At 57.7% G+C, this 15,760-nt stretch carries 19 protein-coding genes; 14 read left to right on the top strand and 5 right to left on the bottom strand.

The annotated features are described in order from the left end of the window. The first annotated feature begins 133 nt into the window (after positions 1-133). The 13 genes from CL1_RS06465 to CL1_RS06405 all read left to right on the top strand — a co-directional run bounded on the left by CL1_RS06465 (position 134) and on the right by CL1_RS06405 (position 11,997). Entirely contained in the window at positions 134-691 is a 558-nt protein-coding gene (locus CL1_RS06465; protein ID WP_014789081.1) for a pyruvate/ketoisovalerate ferredoxin oxidoreductase subunit gamma, read from the top strand. 43 nt (positions 692-734) lie between these two features. Further along, positions 735-1,052: a 3-methyl-2-oxobutanoate dehydrogenase subunit delta gene (locus CL1_RS06460; RefSeq protein ID WP_048152047.1), complete on the top strand. Its 318-nt coding sequence runs from the start codon at positions 735-737 to the stop codon at positions 1,050-1,052. 10 nt (positions 1,053-1,062) lie between these two features. Next, positions 1,063-2,250, top strand: a complete 1,188-nt coding sequence (gene porA, locus CL1_RS06455) for a 2-ketoisovalerate ferredoxin oxidoreductase subunit alpha (protein ID WP_014789079.1) — start codon at positions 1,063-1,065, stop codon at positions 2,248-2,250. A gap of 5 nt (positions 2,251-2,255) precedes the next feature. Next, positions 2,256-3,191, top strand: coding sequence for a 3-methyl-2-oxobutanoate dehydrogenase subunit beta (locus CL1_RS06450; protein WP_014789078.1), 936 nt, complete (start codon positions 2,256-2,258; stop codon positions 3,189-3,191). Positions 3,192-3,252: 61 nt separating this feature from the next. After that, positions 3,253-3,570, top strand: coding sequence for a pyruvate synthase subunit PorD (gene porD, locus CL1_RS06445; protein WP_014789077.1), 318 nt, complete (start codon positions 3,253-3,255; stop codon positions 3,568-3,570). A gap of 11 nt (positions 3,571-3,581) precedes the next feature. Beyond that, positions 3,582-4,766 carry a pyruvate synthase subunit PorA gene (gene porA, locus CL1_RS06440; RefSeq protein ID WP_014789076.1) on the top strand — a complete coding sequence of 395 codons (1,185 nt, stop codon included), beginning with the start codon at positions 3,582-3,584 and terminating at the stop codon, positions 4,764-4,766. Between the two features lie 10 nt (positions 4,767-4,776). Continuing rightward, the gene (gene porB / locus CL1_RS06435; RefSeq protein ID WP_014789075.1) at positions 4,777-5,772 is read left to right on the top strand and encodes a pyruvate synthase subunit PorB; all 996 of its coding nucleotides are present in this window, start codon (positions 4,777-4,779) and stop codon (positions 5,770-5,772) included. A gap of 154 nt (positions 5,773-5,926) precedes the next feature. Then, entirely contained in the window at positions 5,927-6,622 is a 696-nt protein-coding gene (locus tag CL1_RS06430) for an FmdE family protein (RefSeq protein ID WP_014789074.1), read from the top strand. 1 nt (position 6,623) lies between these two features. Then, positions 6,624-7,742, top strand: coding sequence for an iron ABC transporter substrate-binding protein (locus CL1_RS06425; RefSeq protein ID WP_014789073.1), 1,119 nt, complete (start codon positions 6,624-6,626; stop codon positions 7,740-7,742). A gap of 5 nt (positions 7,743-7,747) precedes the next feature. Next, a complete protein-coding gene (locus tag CL1_RS06420; RefSeq protein ID WP_014789072.1) occupies positions 7,748-8,782 on the top strand; it encodes a FecCD family ABC transporter permease in 1,035 nt (344 codons plus the stop codon). Beyond that, the gene (locus CL1_RS06415; protein WP_014789071.1) at positions 8,779-9,540 is read left to right on the top strand and encodes an ABC transporter ATP-binding protein; all 762 of its coding nucleotides are present in this window, start codon (positions 8,779-8,781) and stop codon (positions 9,538-9,540) included. Before CL1_RS06420 ends, CL1_RS06415 begins: the two co-directional genes overlap by 4 nt. 69 nt (positions 9,541-9,609) lie before the next feature. Then, entirely contained in the window at positions 9,610-10,497 is an 888-nt protein-coding gene (locus CL1_RS06410) for an Mrp/NBP35 family ATP-binding protein (RefSeq protein WP_014789070.1), read from the top strand. Positions 10,498-10,629: 132 nt separating this feature from the next. Further along, complete coding sequence (locus CL1_RS06405; RefSeq protein ID WP_014789069.1) at positions 10,630-11,997, top strand: hypothetical protein; 1,368 nt, start codon at positions 10,630-10,632, stop codon at positions 11,995-11,997. On the opposite strand, the gene CL1_RS06400 is transcribed toward CL1_RS06405, so the two are convergent. The 4 genes from CL1_RS06400 to CL1_RS06385 all read right to left on the bottom strand — a co-directional run bounded on the left by CL1_RS06400 (position 11,981) and on the right by CL1_RS06385 (position 14,748). Then, positions 11,981-12,715, bottom strand: coding sequence for a DUF2110 family protein (locus tag CL1_RS06400; RefSeq protein ID WP_014789068.1), 735 nt, complete (start codon positions 12,713-12,715; stop codon positions 11,981-11,983). The genes CL1_RS06405 and CL1_RS06400 overlap by 17 nt on opposite strands. 38 nt (positions 12,716-12,753) lie before the next feature. After that, complete coding sequence (gene tfe, locus CL1_RS06395; RefSeq protein WP_014789067.1) at positions 12,754-13,293, bottom strand: transcription factor E; 540 nt, start codon at positions 13,291-13,293, stop codon at positions 12,754-12,756. A gap of 142 nt (positions 13,294-13,435) precedes the next feature. Continuing rightward, a complete protein-coding gene (locus CL1_RS06390; protein ID WP_048152043.1) occupies positions 13,436-13,723 on the bottom strand; it encodes a hypothetical protein in 288 nt (95 codons plus the stop codon). Positions 13,724-13,857: 134 nt separating this feature from the next. Beyond that, a complete protein-coding gene (locus CL1_RS06385; RefSeq protein ID WP_014789065.1) occupies positions 13,858-14,748 on the bottom strand; it encodes an ADP-dependent ribose-1-phosphate kinase in 891 nt (296 codons plus the stop codon). 117 nt (positions 14,749-14,865) lie between these two features. Here CL1_RS06385 and CL1_RS06380 point away from each other — a divergent pair, with 117 nt between their 5' ends. Next, entirely contained in the window at positions 14,866-15,459 is a 594-nt protein-coding gene (locus CL1_RS06380) for a hypothetical protein (RefSeq protein WP_014789064.1), read from the top strand. On the opposite strand, the gene CL1_RS06375 is transcribed toward CL1_RS06380, so the two are convergent. Then, positions 15,449-15,724 (bottom strand): acylphosphatase, encoded by a 276-nt coding sequence (locus CL1_RS06375; protein ID WP_014789063.1) that lies wholly within the window; start codon positions 15,722-15,724, stop codon positions 15,449-15,451. The two genes, CL1_RS06380 and CL1_RS06375, sit on opposite strands and share 11 nt — an antisense overlap. Between the last annotated feature and the right edge of the window lie 36 nt (positions 15,725-15,760).

Here is a 15,760-nt window from a genome sequence, read left to right as displayed (position 1 = left end):
CTTTTTACCATTGGCGACTGACAACGTTCACGCCTACCCAAAGACACCTGCCGAAGGGAGATTAAGCCAATACCGAAACTTAAATAAATGCGTTGAATGAATAAAGTTTGACAAACTTAAGGAGGCAGAGAAGATGATCGAGATTCGTTTTCACGGTAGGGGTGGACAGGGTGCCGTTACCGCCGCCAACATACTAGCCTCAGCCGCTTTCCTTGAGGGCAAGTACGTCCAGGCGTTCCCGTTCTTCGGTGTCGAGAGGCGTGGAGCGCCGGTTACAGCGTTCACCAGGATCGACGAGAGGCCGATAAGGATAAAGACCCAGATATACGAGCCCGACATAGTGGTCGTCCTCGACCCGAGCCTTCTCGACACCGTTGACGTCACCGCAGGTCTCAAGGACGACGGAATCGTCATCGTCAACACAGAGAAGAGCAAGGAAGAGGTTCTCGAGAAGCTCAAGAAGAAGCCGGCCAAGCTGGCCCTCGTCGATGCCACCACCATAGCCCTCGACGTCCTTGGCCTTCCAATTACCAACACCGCAATCCTCGGTGCGGTCGCAAAGGCCACCGGCGTCGTCACCCTCGAGCACGTCCAGAAGGCCATTCAGGACGTCTTCTCCGGATCCCTCGGCGAGAAGAACGCCAAGGCCGCAGAGGAAGCATTCAACAAGACTACCGTTTACGAGCTCTAATCTTCTTTCCTATCCTTTAACCCCGAACAAGGTGGTGATAAGGTTGAACACGCTGTTTGGTGAAAAGAAGGAAGGGGCCACCAAAATCGTCCTCACCCGGGTGGACGAGTACCCGGAGGCCCCGATTAGCCTGGGCACCACGCTCAGCAACTTCACCGGCGACTGGAGGACGTTCATACCCGTCGTCGATGATGACAAGTGCGTTAAGTGCTACATCTGCTGGAAATTCTGCCCCGAGCCGGCTATATACATACGCGAGGACGGCTACGTCGGGATAGACTACGACTACTGTAAGGGCTGCGGTATCTGTGCGAACGAGTGCCCGACCAAGGCCATAACGATGGAAAAAGAGGAGAAGTGAGGTGTTGGTTATGGAGTACAAGCCCATTAGAAAGGTCGTGAGCGGCAACTACGCGGCCGCTTACGCCGTTAAACACGCCCGCGTTGAGGTCGTCGCGGCTTACCCCATCACCCCCCAGACCAGCATCATCGAGAAGATAGCCGAGTTCCTCGCCAACGGAGAGATAGAGGGGCTTGAGTACGTACCGGTCGAGAGCGAGCACTCAGCCATGGCCGCCTGTATAGGAGCGAGCGCGACCGGCGCCAGGGCTTTCACCGCCACCTCCGCCCAGGGTCTCGCTCTCATGCACGAGATGCTACACTGGGCGGCTGGAGCGAGGCTGCCGATAGTCATGGTCGATGTGAACCGTGCCATGGCTCCCCCCTGGAGCGTCTGGGACGACCAGACCGACAGTTTGGCGCAGAGGGACACCGGCTGGCTCCAGTTCTACGCGGAGAACAACCAAGAGGTCTACGACGGTGTGCTGATGGCATTCAAGATAGCCGAGACCGTGAACCTCCCCGCGATGGTTGTCGAGAGTGCCTTCATACTGAGCCACACCTACGACGTTGTCGAGATGATCCCACAGGAGCTGGTCGATGAGTTCCTTCCGCCAAGGAAGCCGCTCTACACGCTCACCGACTTCGACAACCCCGTTGCTGTAGGTGCCCTTGGTGGCCCCAACGACTACTACGAGTTCCGCTACAAGATAGCCAAGGCTATGGAAGATGCCAAGAAGGTCATTCACGAGGTTGGAAAAGAGTTCGGCGAGCGCTTTGGAAGGGACTACAGCCAGATGATAGAGCTATACAGGACTGACGACGCAGACTTCGTCTTCATGGGTATGGGTTCACTCATGGGAACCGTCAAGCAGGCGGTCGATGTTCTCCGCGATGAGGGCTACAAGGTCGGCGCCGCGAAGGTCCGCTGGTTCAGGCCCTTCCCGAAGGAGGAGCTTTACGAGCTGGCAAAGAGCGTTGAAGGCATAGCCGTCCTCGACAGGAACTTCTCCTTCGGCCAGGAGGGCATACTCTTCAACGAGGCCAAGGGAGCGCTCTACAACACCAATGCAAAGCCGCTCATGAAGAACTACATAGTCGGCCTCGGAGGAAGGGACTTCACCGTCAGCGACGTCAGGAAGATAGCCGAGAACATGAAGGCCATCATCGAGAAGGGAGAGCTAGATGTAGAGGTGGACTGGTACCACCTTAAGAGGTGAGAACGATGGAGATTCCCGAGAACGTTAAGAAGAGGTTGAGCATACCGGCGGAAGAGCACTTCTACGCCGGCCACACGGCCTGCCAGGGCTGTGGCGCTTCCCTCGGACTCCGCTATGTCCTCAAAGCTTACGGGAAGAAGACGATATTCGCCATTCCTGCGTGCTGTTCAACCATCATCGCTGGCCCCTGGCCGTACAGCGCGCTCAACGCCAATCTGTTCCACACGGCCTTTGAAACCACCGGTGCCGTTATAGGTGGTATTGAGGCGGCCCTCAAGGCCAAGGGATACAAGGTCAAGGGCGAGGACGGAATAATGGTCGTCGGCTGGGCCGGCGACGGAGGAACCGCCGACATAGGACTCCAAGCCCTGAGCGGCTTCCTCGAGAGGGGTCACGATGCGGTTTACATAATGTACGACAACGAGGCCTACATGAACACCGGAATCCAGAGGTCCGGTTCGACCCCGTACGGTGCCTGGACCACCAACACCCCTGGCGGAAAGAAGCACTTCCTCGAGAAGAGGCACAAGAAGAAGGTCATCGACATAGTCATAGCCCACGAGATACCCTACGCCGCCACCGCAAGCGTCGCCTATCCGGAGGACTTCATAAGGAAGCTCAAGAAGGCCCAGAAGATCCCTGGACCGAGCTTCATCCAGCTCTTCGCGCCGTGCCCGACCGGCTGGCGCTCACCGACCGACAAGAGCATCGAGCTCGCGAGGCTCGCGGTTCAGACGGCCTACTTCCCGCTCTTCGAGTACGAGAACGGAAAGTACAAGATCAACATGCCGAGCACCAAGAAGGAGCCGAAACCGATAGAGGAGTTCCTCAAGTACCAGGGCAGGTTTAAGTACATGACCAAGGAGGACATTGAGATCCTCCAGCAGTGGGTCCTCCACGAGTGGGAGAAGCTCAAGAAGCTCGCCGAGGTCTTCGGCTGAGCTTTCCATCTTTACCCCAAGGTTTAAGTTTCCATCTGATAATTCACCCGAGGTGATAAGCATGGCCGAGAGTCCGTTTAAGGCCGACATCGAGAGGGTTCAGAAGGAGTATAGCGAAAAGATGACCCCGGGAGCGATAGCCACCATTCCGGGGAGCAGCGTGATAAACAAGACCGGTTCCTGGAGAGTTTTTATGCCCGAGTTCAACAGGGACAAGTGCGTCCGCTGCTACCTCTGCTACATCTACTGCCCGGAGCCGGCCATCTACCTCGACGAGGAGAACTATCCGGTCTTTGACTTCGACTACTGCAAGGGCTGTGGGATATGTGCCAACGAGTGCCCGACCGATGCCATAATAATGGTTAGGGAGACCAAGTGAGGTGGTGAAAGATGCCGATGAGAAAGGTTATGAAGGCCAACGAAGCCGCCGCCTGGGCGGCCAAGCTCGCCAAGCCGAAGGTCATAGCGGCCTTCCCGATTACCCCATCGACCCTCGTCCCCGAGAAGATAAGCGAGTTCGTCGCAGATGGAGAGCTCGATGCCGAGTTCATCAAGGTCGAGAGCGAGCACTCAGCGATTTCAGCCTGTGTCGGTGCCTCGGCGGCTGGAGTCAGAACCTTCACGGCCACAGCTTCACAGGGTCTGGCTCTGATGCACGAGATACTCTTCATTGCCGCAGGAATGCGCCTTCCGATAGTCATCGCCGTTGGAAACAGGGCCTTGAGCGCCCCGATCAACATCTGGAACGACTGGCAGGACACCATCAGCGAGCGCGACACCGGCTGGCTCCAGTTCTACGCGGAGAACAACCAGGAGGCCCTTGACCTGATCCTCATAGCCTTCAAGGTTGCCGAGGACGAGCGCGTCCTCCTCCCGGCCATGGTCGGCTTCGACGCGTTCATACTCACCCACACCGTCGAGCCGGTCGAGATTCCCGACCAGGAGCTCGTTGACGAGTTCCTCGGCGAGTACGAGCCCAAGCACGCCTACCTCGACCCGACCAGGCCTATAACCCAGGGCACCCTCGCCTTCCCGGCCCACTACATGGAGGCCCGCTACACAGTCTGGCAGGCCAACGAGAACGCCAGGAAGGTCATCGATGAGGTCTTTGAGGAGTTCGAGAAGCGCTTTGGTAGAAAGTACCAGAAGATAGAGGAGTACCGCACCGACGACGCGGAAATAATCTTCGTCACGATGGGATCCTTGGCTGGAACCCTCAAGGAGTACATCGACCACCTCCGCGAGAAGGGCATCAAGGCCGGTGCTGCCAAGCTCACAGTTTACAGGCCGTTCCCGATCGAGGAGGTAAGGGAGCTCGCAAAGAAGGCGAAGGTTCTCGCGCTCCTCGAGAAGAACGTCACCTTCAGCGTCGGCGGAGCCCTCTTCCAGGACTTCAGCAGGGCGCTCATCAACGAGAGCGAGAAGCCGAAGATCGTTGACTTCATCCTCGGACTTGGAGGAAGGGACGTCACCTTCAAGGACCTCGACGAGGCACTCGCGATTGCCCAGAAGGCCCTCAACGGAGAAGAGTTTAACGAGGTCAATTGGATCGGCCTGAGAAAGGAACTGCTGTGAGGTGAGGAAAATGGCCGTTAGGAAGCCCCCCGTTACCACTCGCGAGTACTGGGCACCCGGTCACGCCGCCTGTGCCGGCTGTGGGTGTGCCACCGCTCTGAGGCTCGCCACCAAGGCCTTCAGCGAGGCCATGGAGGAGAAGTATGGTGACCCGAACGCCTTCGCCATAGCCCAGGCCACGGGCTGTATGGAGGTCGTTTCAGCAGTCTTCCCCTACACCGCCTGGAAGGCCCCGTGGGTTCACGTGGCCTTTGAGAACGCTGCAGCGGTTGCGAGCGGTGTCGAAGCAGCGTGGAAGAAGCTCGGAAGGAAGGGCAAGATACTGGCTATAGGCGGTGACGGTGGTACCGCCGACATCGGTATGCAGGCCCTCAGCGGTATGCTTGAGCGCTGGCACAACGTGGTTTACCTCATGTACGACAACGAGGCCTACATGAACACTGGAATCCAGCGCTCTAGCTCAACCCCCTACGGTGCCTGGACCACCACCAGCCCGCCGGGCAAGCTCTCCATCGGTGAGGACAAGCCCAAGAAGTGGGTCGCGCTTATAGCTGCCGCCCACCAGATCCCGTACGTTGCAACCGCCAGCATAGGCAACCCCTTTGACTTCGTCAAGAAGATGAAGAAGGCCGCCAAGGTCGATGGCCCGGCATTCGTCCAGGTTCAGTGTACTTGCCCAACCGGCTGGAAGAGCCCGCTCGAGAAGGGCGTCGAGATCGCCCGCCTGGCCATAGAGACAGGCGTCTGGCCGCTCTTCGAGATCGAGAACGGCGACTTCCACAACATCAAGATACAGAGCCCCGGAGGGGGAGCGAAGGTCAAGCGCGAGGGCGGTCGCGTAGTCGCCATAGAGTTCAAGAAGCCCATCGAGGAGTACCTTAAACTGCAGGGCAGGTTCAAGCACCTCTTCAAGCAGCCGGAAGCCATCGATGTTATGCGCGAGCAGATCAAGGCCATGTGGAAGGTTCTCGGCGTCGACGTCACCCTCCCGAAGCCGGAGGAGTGAACCTCCTTCCGTTTCGATTCTTTTCTTAGAAAGACCTCCCAGACTACCATTAGGAGTCCGGTTCTCACGGTGCAGGTTATCAACCTTTCGTTGATAACACCAAGATTAAAAAATTGTTAAAAATCGTGCTACTCAACCCCAAATTGGTGATACAATGCTCACGCTCAACAGGCTGGTGGCGGAGGGAAACGCGGAGGGGATACTCGAATACGCCAGGGAGTTCCACGGTCACGTCTGCCCGTACCTCGCCCTCGGGATAAGGGCGTCATTGATAGCCATGGAGGAGCTGGGGGTGGGCAGGCTGGATCATTCCTCAAGTGTCGATGAGTCCCTACTCGCGATAGTCGAAATCAACAGCTGCTTCACCGACGGCGTTCAGGTGGCGACAGGCTGTACGCTGGGCAACAACTCGCTCATCTACCTCGACCTCGGAAAAACCGCCCTCACCCTCGTCAAGCGCTCCACCTGGGAGGGGGTCAGGGTTTACGCAGACGCGGAGAGGCTGAGGAAGTACTATCCCCCCGGAACAACCGAGCTCTTCAATAGGGTTGTCCGGGAGCGCAAGGGGAGTGAGGAGGAGCGAAAGCGCCTCTGGGAGCTCTGGGAAGAGGTTGCAAAAGCCATGCTTCACCTCCCGAGGGACGAATTCAAGATCAAGCGCGTAAGGGTTCCCCCGATTGAGCAGGCGCCGATAGTGGAGAGCGTCCGCTGCGCGAAGTGCGGGGAGCTGGTCATGGAAACGAGAGCGGTTCACGTGAACGGCGAACCGCTGTGCCTCCGCTGTGCCGGAGAGGCCTATCTGGCCGTGGTCGGGCGGGGAATAGTGGAGATCGAGCGGAGGGGGTGCTGAAATGAGGAAGTTCATCGCGCTGATCCTCATTTTTGTGGTGGTTCTCGCCAGCGGCTGCACCGGAAGCGGTGCCAATTCCGAAAACGGAAACGCCACCCTAACGGTCACCGATGCCCTCGGAAGGAGCGTGGAGGTGCCGAAGAACGTTGAGAGAGTTATAGCAGTTGGTCCCGGTGCGCTCAGGTTAATAGTCTATCTCAACGCGAGCGACATGGTGGTTGGCGTCGAGGACTTCGAGAAGCGCTACTCCTTCGGGAGGCCGTACATAATGGCCCACCCGGAGCTCAAAGACCTCCCGAGCGTCGGACCCGGCGGGCCGGGGAAACTGCCCGACTTCGAGGCCATCGTGAAGCTCAGGCCGGACGTGATTTTCATCACCTACGTGGACGGAAAAACGGCCGACGAGATAGAGGAGAAGACGGGAATTCCAGTCGTGGTGCTCAGCTACGGAAGCCTGGGAACCTTTGATGACGAGGAGCTGTTCGCCTCCATAGAGCTCGCCGGCAGGATACTCGGAAGGGAGGAGAGGGCCAGGGAGATCACGGAGTTCATAAAGTCGATCCAGGAGGACCTGATGAACCGGACGAAAGGCGTCGAGCCGAAGAGGGTCTACGTCGGAGGTATAGGCTACAAGGGTGCCCACGGGATAGAGAGCACTGAGGCAGGCTATCCGCCGTTCAGAGCGGTTAACGCCGAAAACGTAGCCGACGAGCTCGGAGAAGGTCACAAGTCCATAGACAAGGAGATGCTCCTCGAGTGGCAGCCGGACTACATATTCATCGACGAGGGCGGCCTCAAGCTGGTCCTCGATGACTACTCCAGGAACCCGGACTTCTACGGCTCGCTGAGGGCCGTGAAGGAAGGCAACCTCTACGGCCTGCTCCCCTACAACTTCTACACCACGAACATAGGAACCGCCCTGGCCGACGCGTACTTCATAGGCAAGGTGCTCTACCCCGAGCGCTTCCGCGACGTTGATCCCGAGGAGAAGGCCGACGAGATATACACGTTCCTCGTCGGAAAGCCCGTCTACGAAGCCATGAAGGAACAGTTCGGGGGCTTCGGAAGGATAGACCTCTCCAACGGGACCGTCAAGTACTCACTACCGACCTCACCGTGATGGACATGGATTACAGGGACTACGTGGCCAGAAGGGTCTTCATGGGCTTCCTCCTCCTTCTTTCCATCGTTCTGGTCAGCCTACACTCCCTCTCCCACGGGGCCTACCACCTGACGGTTGGGGAAGTCGTTGATGCCCTCCTCGGCGGCGGAACGGATAGTACTAGGCTCATCGTCTGGAACATAAGGCTACCGAGAATAGTCGCGGGTCTTTTGGTCGGTGCCTCCCTGGCCATAGCCGGCGCTGTCATGCAGGGCTTCCTCAGAAACCCCCTGGCGACTCCCTTCACGATGGGCGTCTCCCACGGTGCCATGTTCGGGGCATCGCTGGCCATACTCCTCGGCGCAGGCTACGCCGAAAGTTCCGGAAGGATTTCACTCGACAACCCTTACGCCGTCGTCCTCTTCGCTTTCATCGGAGCCATAAGCGCCACCGCGGTGATCCTGACACTTGCAAGGCTCAGGGGGCTTAGCCCGGAGGCAATAATCCTGGCCGGTGTGGCCATGAGCTCGCTCTTCGTCGCCATGACGACCCTCGTACAGTACTTCGCCGACGAGCTCCAGCTCGCCGCGATGGTATACTGGAGCTTCGGAGACCTCGGACGGGCCACCTGGAGGGAGGACGCGATAATGTTCCTGACATTCGCACCTGTTTTCACATACTTCCTTCTGAGACGCTGGGACCTGAACGCCTCCGCGGTGGGGGACGAGGTGGCGAAGAGCGTCGGGGTGGAGGTGGAAAGGATCCGCCTCGTCTCGACGTTCCTGGCGGCGCTGATAACGGCAGTGAGCGTTGCCTTCGTCGGAGTAATAGGCTTTGTAGGCCTCATAGCACCCCATGCAGTTAGGCTGATCGCCGGAGGCGACTACCGCTTCCTGATTCCACTCTCGGCCCTCACGGGCGCGCTCTTGCTCGTGACCGCTGACACTCTCGCGAGACTCATCATCTCCCCCGCGGTGCTCCCTGTGGGCATAGTGACCTCATTCCTCGGCGCCCCGGCGTTCATCTACCTCCTGGTGAGAATGGAGGGCCGGAGATGAAGGCGGTGGAGGCTGAGAACCTGAGGTTCTCCTACGACGAGCGGGAAGTTCTCAGGGGGGTGAGCCTGAGGATTGAGACGGGTGAATTTGTTGCCGTCCTTGGACCGAACGGGGCAGGCAAGAGCACCCTAGTGAAGTGCATTGCAGGAATCCTGGAATGCGGTGGGGTCGAGGTCTTTGGAAAGCCGATCGGCGAGTACTCGAGGAACGAGCTGGCCAGGATACTCGCTTACGTTCCCCAGAGGACAGAGCCAGGCTTCATGACGGTCTTTGACACGGTTCTCCTCGGCAGAAGGCCGTACATGGGGCTCAGGCCGTCCAGGAGGGACATCGAGGCTGTCGAAAGGGCCCTCAAAAGACTGGGGATATGGGACCTGGCCCCCAGGAGAACGAGGGGCCTCAGCGGAGGAGAGCTCCAGAAGGTGAACATAGCGAGGGCCCTCGCGCAGGAGCCGCGAGTACTAATAATGGACGAGCCTACCAACAACCTGGACGTTAAAAGTCAGCTCGAGGTTATGCAGCTCGCGAAGGAGCTCTCGAGGGAGGGAAAAACCGTTATCACCGTGATGCACGACGTGAACCTAGCCCTCCGCTTTGCCAGGAGGTTCATCTTCATGAAGGACGGAAAAATAATCGCTGACGGAGGCTTTAATGTTCTCAGCGAAGAGCTCTTCCGCGAGGTCTACGGTGTGAACGTAGCGATGGGGGAGGTCAGGGGCGTTCCAACGGTGGTTCCACTCTTGGATACCCAAATCTGAGTAACATTGTCAAGTTTTGGGACAAAGCTTTTAAGCCCCTTAGGCCAACCTAAGCCGGAGGTGGAGGAAATGACGATAAAGGCTCCCACGCTCAACATAGGCGGCCTCGGTGCCGACCCGCTCACCCAGAGGATAAAGGAGAAGCAGGAGAAGTGGACCTACAAGGTGGCCGTCCTCAGCGGTAAGGGCGGCGTTGGAAAGAGCACCGTCGCGGTCAATCTCGCCGCAGCCCTTGCCAAGAAGGGCTACTTCGTTGGAATACTCGACGCGGACATACACGGGCCGAACGTCGCCAAGATGCTCGGCGTGGACAAGGCGGAGGTTCTGGCCGAGAAGCTCGAGGACGGCAGGTTCGAAATGATACCGCCGATGAACGACTTCCTTGGCCAGACGACCCCGATAAAGGTCATGAGCATGGGCTTCCTCGTCCCGGAGGATCAGCCGATAATCTGGCGCGGTTCTCTTGTAACAAAGGCCATCAAGCAGCTCCTCGGCGACGTCAAGTGGGGTTCCCTAGACTTCATGATAATCGACTTCCCCCCTGGAACTGGCGACGAGATACTCACCGTGACCCAGAGTCTACAGCTCGATGCGGCGGTTATAGTCACCACTCCCCAGGAGGTTGCCTTGCTCGACACCGGAAAGGCTGTAAACATGATGAAGAAGATGGAGGTTCCCTACATAGCGGTCGTCGAGAACATGAGCTACCTCATATGCCCGCACTGCGGCAACGAGATCGACCTCTTCGGAAAGGGTGGGGGCAAAAAGCTCGCCGAGAAGGAGGGTGTGGATTTCCTTGGAGAAGTGCCGATAGACCTCAAGGCCAGGGAAGCCAGCGACGCGGGAATACCGATAGTCCTCTACGAGGACACGCCCGCGGCCAAGGCATTCATGGAAATAGCGGAAAAGCTCGCGAAGAAGCTCGAAGAGATGAAAGGAGGGGAAACGGAGGAGTAAACCATTTAAGTATTTCCCCTCAACTTTTTACGGCGCGGCTCAGGCCGGCGGAAGCCGATGCGATGGGGCCGCGCTGGGCCGGGCTACATTAAATTTTTAACCACTTCTGGGTATCCACTCGGGAGGGAGAGCATGAGAAAGGCCCCAGTTCTGATGGCGCTCGTTTTCCTGCTGATGGTTCCCCTCGCCTCCGCCGCCGGGGTAACGTACTATCCCGACCGGGAGGCGTTCCAGGCCTTTCTCTCCTCGGACTCAACCTACACCGTCGTTCCGGGCAACGACACCTGGGCCAGGGCCTGGGCCTACTACGTCGATGAGAAGCTCTACACCATCAAGGCCCACGGGAATGATACCCTCGTTCTCGTCGGAAACGTCTACAACAACCGCCTCATCGCCTCCCTCTGGAATCAAACCGGCCTTCCCGCCAACGCTTCCCTTCTGCCGTCCATCGTCGTGCTCAACAACACCGTCCTCATAACGGGCTCCGAGGACAACATATACCTAACCGAGAGGGCCTTCGAGGGGCTGTGGAACCCGCCCAGGAGCTCGGCCATAGCCTTCCTCTCCCTGACCTTCGGAATGATGCTGGCTTTCCTCGCCCTTCTCAGCAGGGACGACAGCCACGCGGGGAGGTTCTACGCCCTTGCCGCTTCCCTGTTCATGCTGTGGTACCTGACCGCAGAACGGCCGAAGTTCACCCATGGATTCCTGGCGCAACTTCTCTCGGCCCTCGAGTTCACGGCAGGCTCCCCTCCTGACTCCCCCATCAGCGCCATAATGGGGGCCGTCTTCACCGTGGTTCCACCCATAGAGGAGAACGTGGTCTTTATCCACTGGCTCCTGATACTCGTTATCATGTCCTTCTCCTTCTACCTGGCCCCGAAGAGATCCCGCGAGCTGGGCTTCCTCGTCTTCGGCCTTACCTTCGTGGCCCCAATGTTCAGGAACGGGTTCAGCGAGATAAACGGAGCAACGCTCGGGCTGGCGGGGTTCATAATAGCCCTGGCCATAGTCAGCAACGTGACCTTTTCGCCGGAGAAGTGGAAGGCCCTCCTCCAGACGGGGGTGCTGTCAATCTTCACGCTCCTGGCGATAGCAATAAACCCCTACCTCGTTCTCATGCCGGTAGCCTTCGTCCTGACGTTCCCCAAGAGGTACCTGCGGAACTACGCCTACCTGCTGATGACGGGTGCGGGGGTTTTCCTCCTCTACACGGCCTTCGGGCTGTCCCTCAACATTCCCTCAAGCCTGCCCCCCAGCGCGGTTTCATACGCGAAGAACTTCCTGATGAACAGCTCCCTGGCCCTCACCACGGGCGTGTATGCCCTCTGGAATAGAAAAAAGGGAATCACGATGAGGGGAACGACGGCGTTCCTCCTGCTGATGACGGTGATCTACACCCCCCTGGCACTCTTCGCGCCCTCGCTGTTCCCCTACTGCTTCGTCCTGCTGTCTGCCCTCGCTGTGAGGCTTCTCCACGGGCTCACTCCTCGAGCTTGATGGCACCTATCACGGTACCCTTCAGGTGTGGACCTATCTCCTTGATTATGCCAGGCGCCTGGGTGCCCTTCTTGAGTATCAGAAGCGTCTCCATCAGGCCCAGCTCTTCTATGCGCTTCACGTCCCTTCCGTGGCCCGTCCTGATGAGGGCCTTTTCCACGTTCTCGCTCACGGTTCCGGCTATGAAGAGCTTGTCGTGGCCGTCGTTGAGCCAGGAGTTTATCCTCTTCAGCTGGGCATCGCTGAAGGCCAACTCGACCTCCCTCGCGCCGAACTCAACGTCCGTCACCACGACCTCAACGGGCAGGTTGTCCACCCACCCCATCTTCGCTATCAGCTCCCTGACTGGAATCTCGCCGAAGGCCCTCTTGAGGTAGTAGAGGGGCAGGAGGGCGTCCTTGGGGCGGGGACGGAATATTCCGATGTCCACGTAGGCGCCGTAACCAACTTTGCCGAGGTCTATGAAGCGGCCCCGGTAGGTTTTCCCCTCTTCGACGTTCTTCAGGCTGTATGGAACCTCGCCGAACTCCTCCCTTACGAGGTTCGCACTTATCTCCTCGTCCTCGCCGCTCAGAGACACCTTAACCCAGTTCTTCTTAACAGCGGAGAGCTTCCACTCGACCTCGAGGTCGCCAAGAAGGGCCCTCAGCTTCCTGTCGAGCTTTAAAAAGCCGCTCCTGTCGCCGTAAACTTTCTCCAGAATAACCACTTCTTCCATCTTCACCATCCCCGAAGTTCATTAAAGGAGAAGGCCATTCAGTTGGACTTCCTCTTCCTGGGCTTCTTCCTGAGGCCCAGCTCAATCTCAAGCTCCTCGATGCGCTTCTTTAGCTCCTCGACGACCGCCGTGTTGTCGTACTGCATGAGCATGGCCCCGCAGATGGGGCACTGGAACTCGTACTCCATAGCCTCGTCGAAGGTGAGCTTGGGGTGTCCGGGGGTGCCGCAGTGGTAGTAAATCTCGCTCGTTTCCTCCTCGAGCATCTCCTTGAGCTTCTTGAGTTCGGCCATCTTTCTGGAACGAATTATCTCCGGAAGGCGCTTGGTCTCAAGGCGCCAGTAGTAGTAATACCAGCCGGTTTCCTTGTCCCTTATCCTCTTGAACTCAGCCAGTCCCTGATCGTAGAGCATATAGAGAACCTTCCTCACCGTATTAACGCGTATCTCCGTCATCTCGGCCAGTTCCTCGTCGGTGGCTTCCTTCTTCTTCTCGAGGGCTTTGATTACCTCAACGGCCTCCTCACCGCCTATGTCCATTGCAAGCTCGAGTAGCTCCTTGTTCTTCCTCCTTGCCACAGTAACGACCTCCAGAGAATATTCGACCCCCTGACTTCACGCCCACAGAGCTGTCCAATACCAAACTATGTGGCCTGGACTATATATAGGTTTTTGTCATATTTCCAACCACAATGAACAGAAAAGAGCATCGAATGGAAGTTTACTCGGTGAAGTACTCGTCGAGAAGTTCCTTCGCGGAGGGCTTGTAAAGTTCCAGGACCTCGATGTGCTCTATAACGTTCCCCTCACGGAGCTGGAGCTTCACCTTCCCACCGTAAACCTGAAGGTCATCGAGCATGCCGTAGATAGCGTCTTCCGCCTCCAGGGGCGTCTTGAACTTCATTATGTACTCCTCACCCTCCGATAGAATGAGCTTGACCCAGTACTCGTTCTTCCTCTTGAAGGGGCGGGTGATTTTGGGCTTGAAATTGTCGATTATGATTTCCAAGAGCGTCACCTCCGGCCTAAGGACTTTTGGTACCTCTAAAGCTTTTAGGGCACGACCTTTTAAGGGTTTCTTAAAGGGAGGCTTAAAGGGGGTACATCGGGCGGTATTTAAAAGTTATGAAGGACGGGAAAACCTCACCGCCCGTTGAACGGAAGTTCAAGACCAACCTCCCCGGCCCTTCTGATGACCTCTTCAAGGGGCACTATCGCGCTCCTTGCCCCAACCTTCTGAACGGTGAGGTAAGCCAGGAGCATTCCCAGCCGGGCCGCGTCCTCGAGGCTCCACCCACTGAGGACGCCGTAGATAACACCCGCGTCGAAGGAATCCCCCGCACCGGTTGAATCCACGACCTCGGCGCTTAGACCCCTGACCTCGCTGATCCTCCCGCTTTCGTCCCTCACCAGGGCACCGCCCCCGTTGAGGGTCACCACGAGGTTTCTGGCCGAGGAGAGCGAGAGGTCGAGGGAGCCGAACTTTCTCCTGTACTCGTCCTCGTTCATCATCAGGTAATCAACTTTCTCCTCGATCTCCTTTGGCAGGGCCGCTTCACCTATGTCGAGCGAAACGGTTATCCCATTCTCGCTCGCGAATGCCACGACCTGTTCTATCGTCTCCGGCGGGTTGGAGGAGAGGTGAACGTGCCTCGTCCTGGCCAGGTAATCGAAGTCCACACCCTTCATCAGGTTGGCGCCGGGGTACTTCACTATCCTCTTGTCCTCCCCACGTATCATCGCTATCGCAACGCCAGAGGGAGCATCGACGACCCTGATTCCGCCGGTGTCCACTCCAATGCTCCTGAAGTACTCCAGGTGGGCGTTTCCTATCTCGTCCCTTCCAACCGCACCGATGTAGCCGGTTTTAAGGCCGAAGTGAGCGAGCCAGCTTATAGTGTTCGCCGCCGCCCCGCCTAGACCGAAGAAAGCCTCCCTCGCGTTCACCTTCTCGTGGAACTCCGGAAATCTGTCGAGGAGCATTATTATGTCGTAGTTCAGGTTCCCTATTCCCACCACATCAAACCTGGCCATCTTCCTCACCTCCAGTCCCTAAACAGAAAGCTGGGACCGAATCGTTAATAACCTTGCGCACGAGGGAAAGATTTAAATATCCATTCCTACTCATATATGGGTAAGAGGTGGACAAAAATGATGCTCATACTCGAGGCCTACTTCAAGAACTATCCCGCCAGGAGGAAGGTCGCGGAGTTCCTGTTCGAGAACGGCCTAAGCGTGAAGAACGGCAAGATCTACCTCAGGGACGTCGAGGTTCCAATAAGCGAGCTGGCGCGGATAATCGGCGTGAACAGAAAGATAGTCTATCACACCATCGAGTACATCGAGAAGACCTACCCGCTCAAGCTGATCTTCGAGAAGCTCAATCCCCTCCCCAGCCTCATCGACGTCGCCCCACTGATGGGGTGGGAGGTCCTCGAGATAGAGCTGGAGAAGGACAAGTACCTTCGGGGCTTTTCAGAAGTCCTGGGTCTGCTCCACGAGAACGGGGTTCCTGTTATGGAGGTGTTCAGCAGGAACCTCCGCGAGGAGCCAAGCAAGCTCTACATAGTCATCGACGGCACCCTACCAGTCGAGGTCTTCGTGAAGGTAAAGGAAATGGACGGGTTCAGGAAGCTAATACTCCACACGCCCGAGAAGGATAAGGAGAAGTACGTCTGCAACTACTGCGAGGTCAAGTACTGTCCCAAGAGAGTTCTAATGGAGCGCTTCGCCGCTACCCAGTGACCCTGAACCCCTCAAGTCCCTCAGGCTCCTCCCATTTTACCTCGACCCTCGTCACCCTGGCGAGTGCCGGTCCCTGGTGCGCCCAGCCTATCAGTGCTTCAACCCTTTCCTCGTCGCCCTCGATGACGGCCTCAACAGTCCCGTCGGGCAGGTTTCTGACCCACCCTGCCAGACCGAGCTTCCTCGCCTCCCGCTGCAGGCTCCACCGAAAACCAACTCCCTGGACGCGCCCGTGAATTCTGAGGTGAGCCCTCACCCTTCCCATACCACACCCCGTGCATAGTACTCCCACAACCGATTT

Source organism: Thermococcus cleftensis (assembly GCF_000265525.1).
GTDB lineage: Archaea > Methanobacteriota_B > Thermococci > Thermococcales > Thermococcaceae > Thermococcus > Thermococcus cleftensis.
This window is presented reverse-complemented; position numbering and strand designations above follow the sequence as displayed.

Excerpts from the sequence above, each read along its gene's own strand:
- CL1_RS06385 (WP_014789065.1), bottom strand. The coding sequence starts at position 14,748 with ATGGCCAGGTTTGATGTGGTGGGAATAGGGAACCTGAACTACGACATA.
- porD (WP_014789077.1), top strand. The coding sequence starts at position 3,253 with ATGGCCGAGAGTCCGTTTAAGGCCGACATCGAGAGGGTTCAGAAGGAG.
- CL1_RS06425 (WP_014789073.1), top strand. The coding sequence starts at position 6,624 with ATGAGGAAGTTCATCGCGCTGATCCTCATTTTTGTGGTGGTTCTCGCC.
- CL1_RS06405 (WP_014789069.1), top strand. The coding sequence starts at position 10,630 with ATGAGAAAGGCCCCAGTTCTGATGGCGCTCGTTTTCCTGCTGATGGTT.
- CL1_RS06420 (WP_014789072.1), top strand. The coding sequence starts at position 7,748 with ATGGATTACAGGGACTACGTGGCCAGAAGGGTCTTCATGGGCTTCCTC.
- porA (WP_014789079.1), top strand. The coding sequence starts at position 1,063 with ATGGAGTACAAGCCCATTAGAAAGGTCGTGAGCGGCAACTACGCGGCC.
- CL1_RS06410 (WP_014789070.1), top strand. The coding sequence starts at position 9,610 with ATGACGATAAAGGCTCCCACGCTCAACATAGGCGGCCTCGGTGCCGAC.
- CL1_RS06380 (WP_014789064.1), top strand. The coding sequence starts at position 14,866 with ATGATGCTCATACTCGAGGCCTACTTCAAGAACTATCCCGCCAGGAGG.
- CL1_RS06415 (WP_014789071.1), top strand. The coding sequence starts at position 8,779 with ATGAAGGCGGTGGAGGCTGAGAACCTGAGGTTCTCCTACGACGAGCGG.
- CL1_RS06400 (WP_014789068.1), bottom strand. The coding sequence starts at position 12,715 with ATGGAAGAAGTGGTTATTCTGGAGAAAGTTTACGGCGACAGGAGCGGC.
- CL1_RS06465 (WP_014789081.1), top strand. The coding sequence starts at position 134 with ATGATCGAGATTCGTTTTCACGGTAGGGGTGGACAGGGTGCCGTTACC.
- CL1_RS06375 (WP_014789063.1), bottom strand. The coding sequence starts at position 15,724 with ATGGGAAGGGTGAGGGCTCACCTCAGAATTCACGGGCGCGTCCAGGGA.
- CL1_RS06430 (WP_014789074.1), top strand. The coding sequence starts at position 5,927 with ATGCTCACGCTCAACAGGCTGGTGGCGGAGGGAAACGCGGAGGGGATA.
- porA (WP_014789076.1), top strand. The coding sequence starts at position 3,582 with ATGCCGATGAGAAAGGTTATGAAGGCCAACGAAGCCGCCGCCTGGGCG.
- porB (WP_014789075.1), top strand. The coding sequence starts at position 4,777 with ATGGCCGTTAGGAAGCCCCCCGTTACCACTCGCGAGTACTGGGCACCC.
- CL1_RS06450 (WP_014789078.1), top strand. The coding sequence starts at position 2,256 with ATGGAGATTCCCGAGAACGTTAAGAAGAGGTTGAGCATACCGGCGGAA.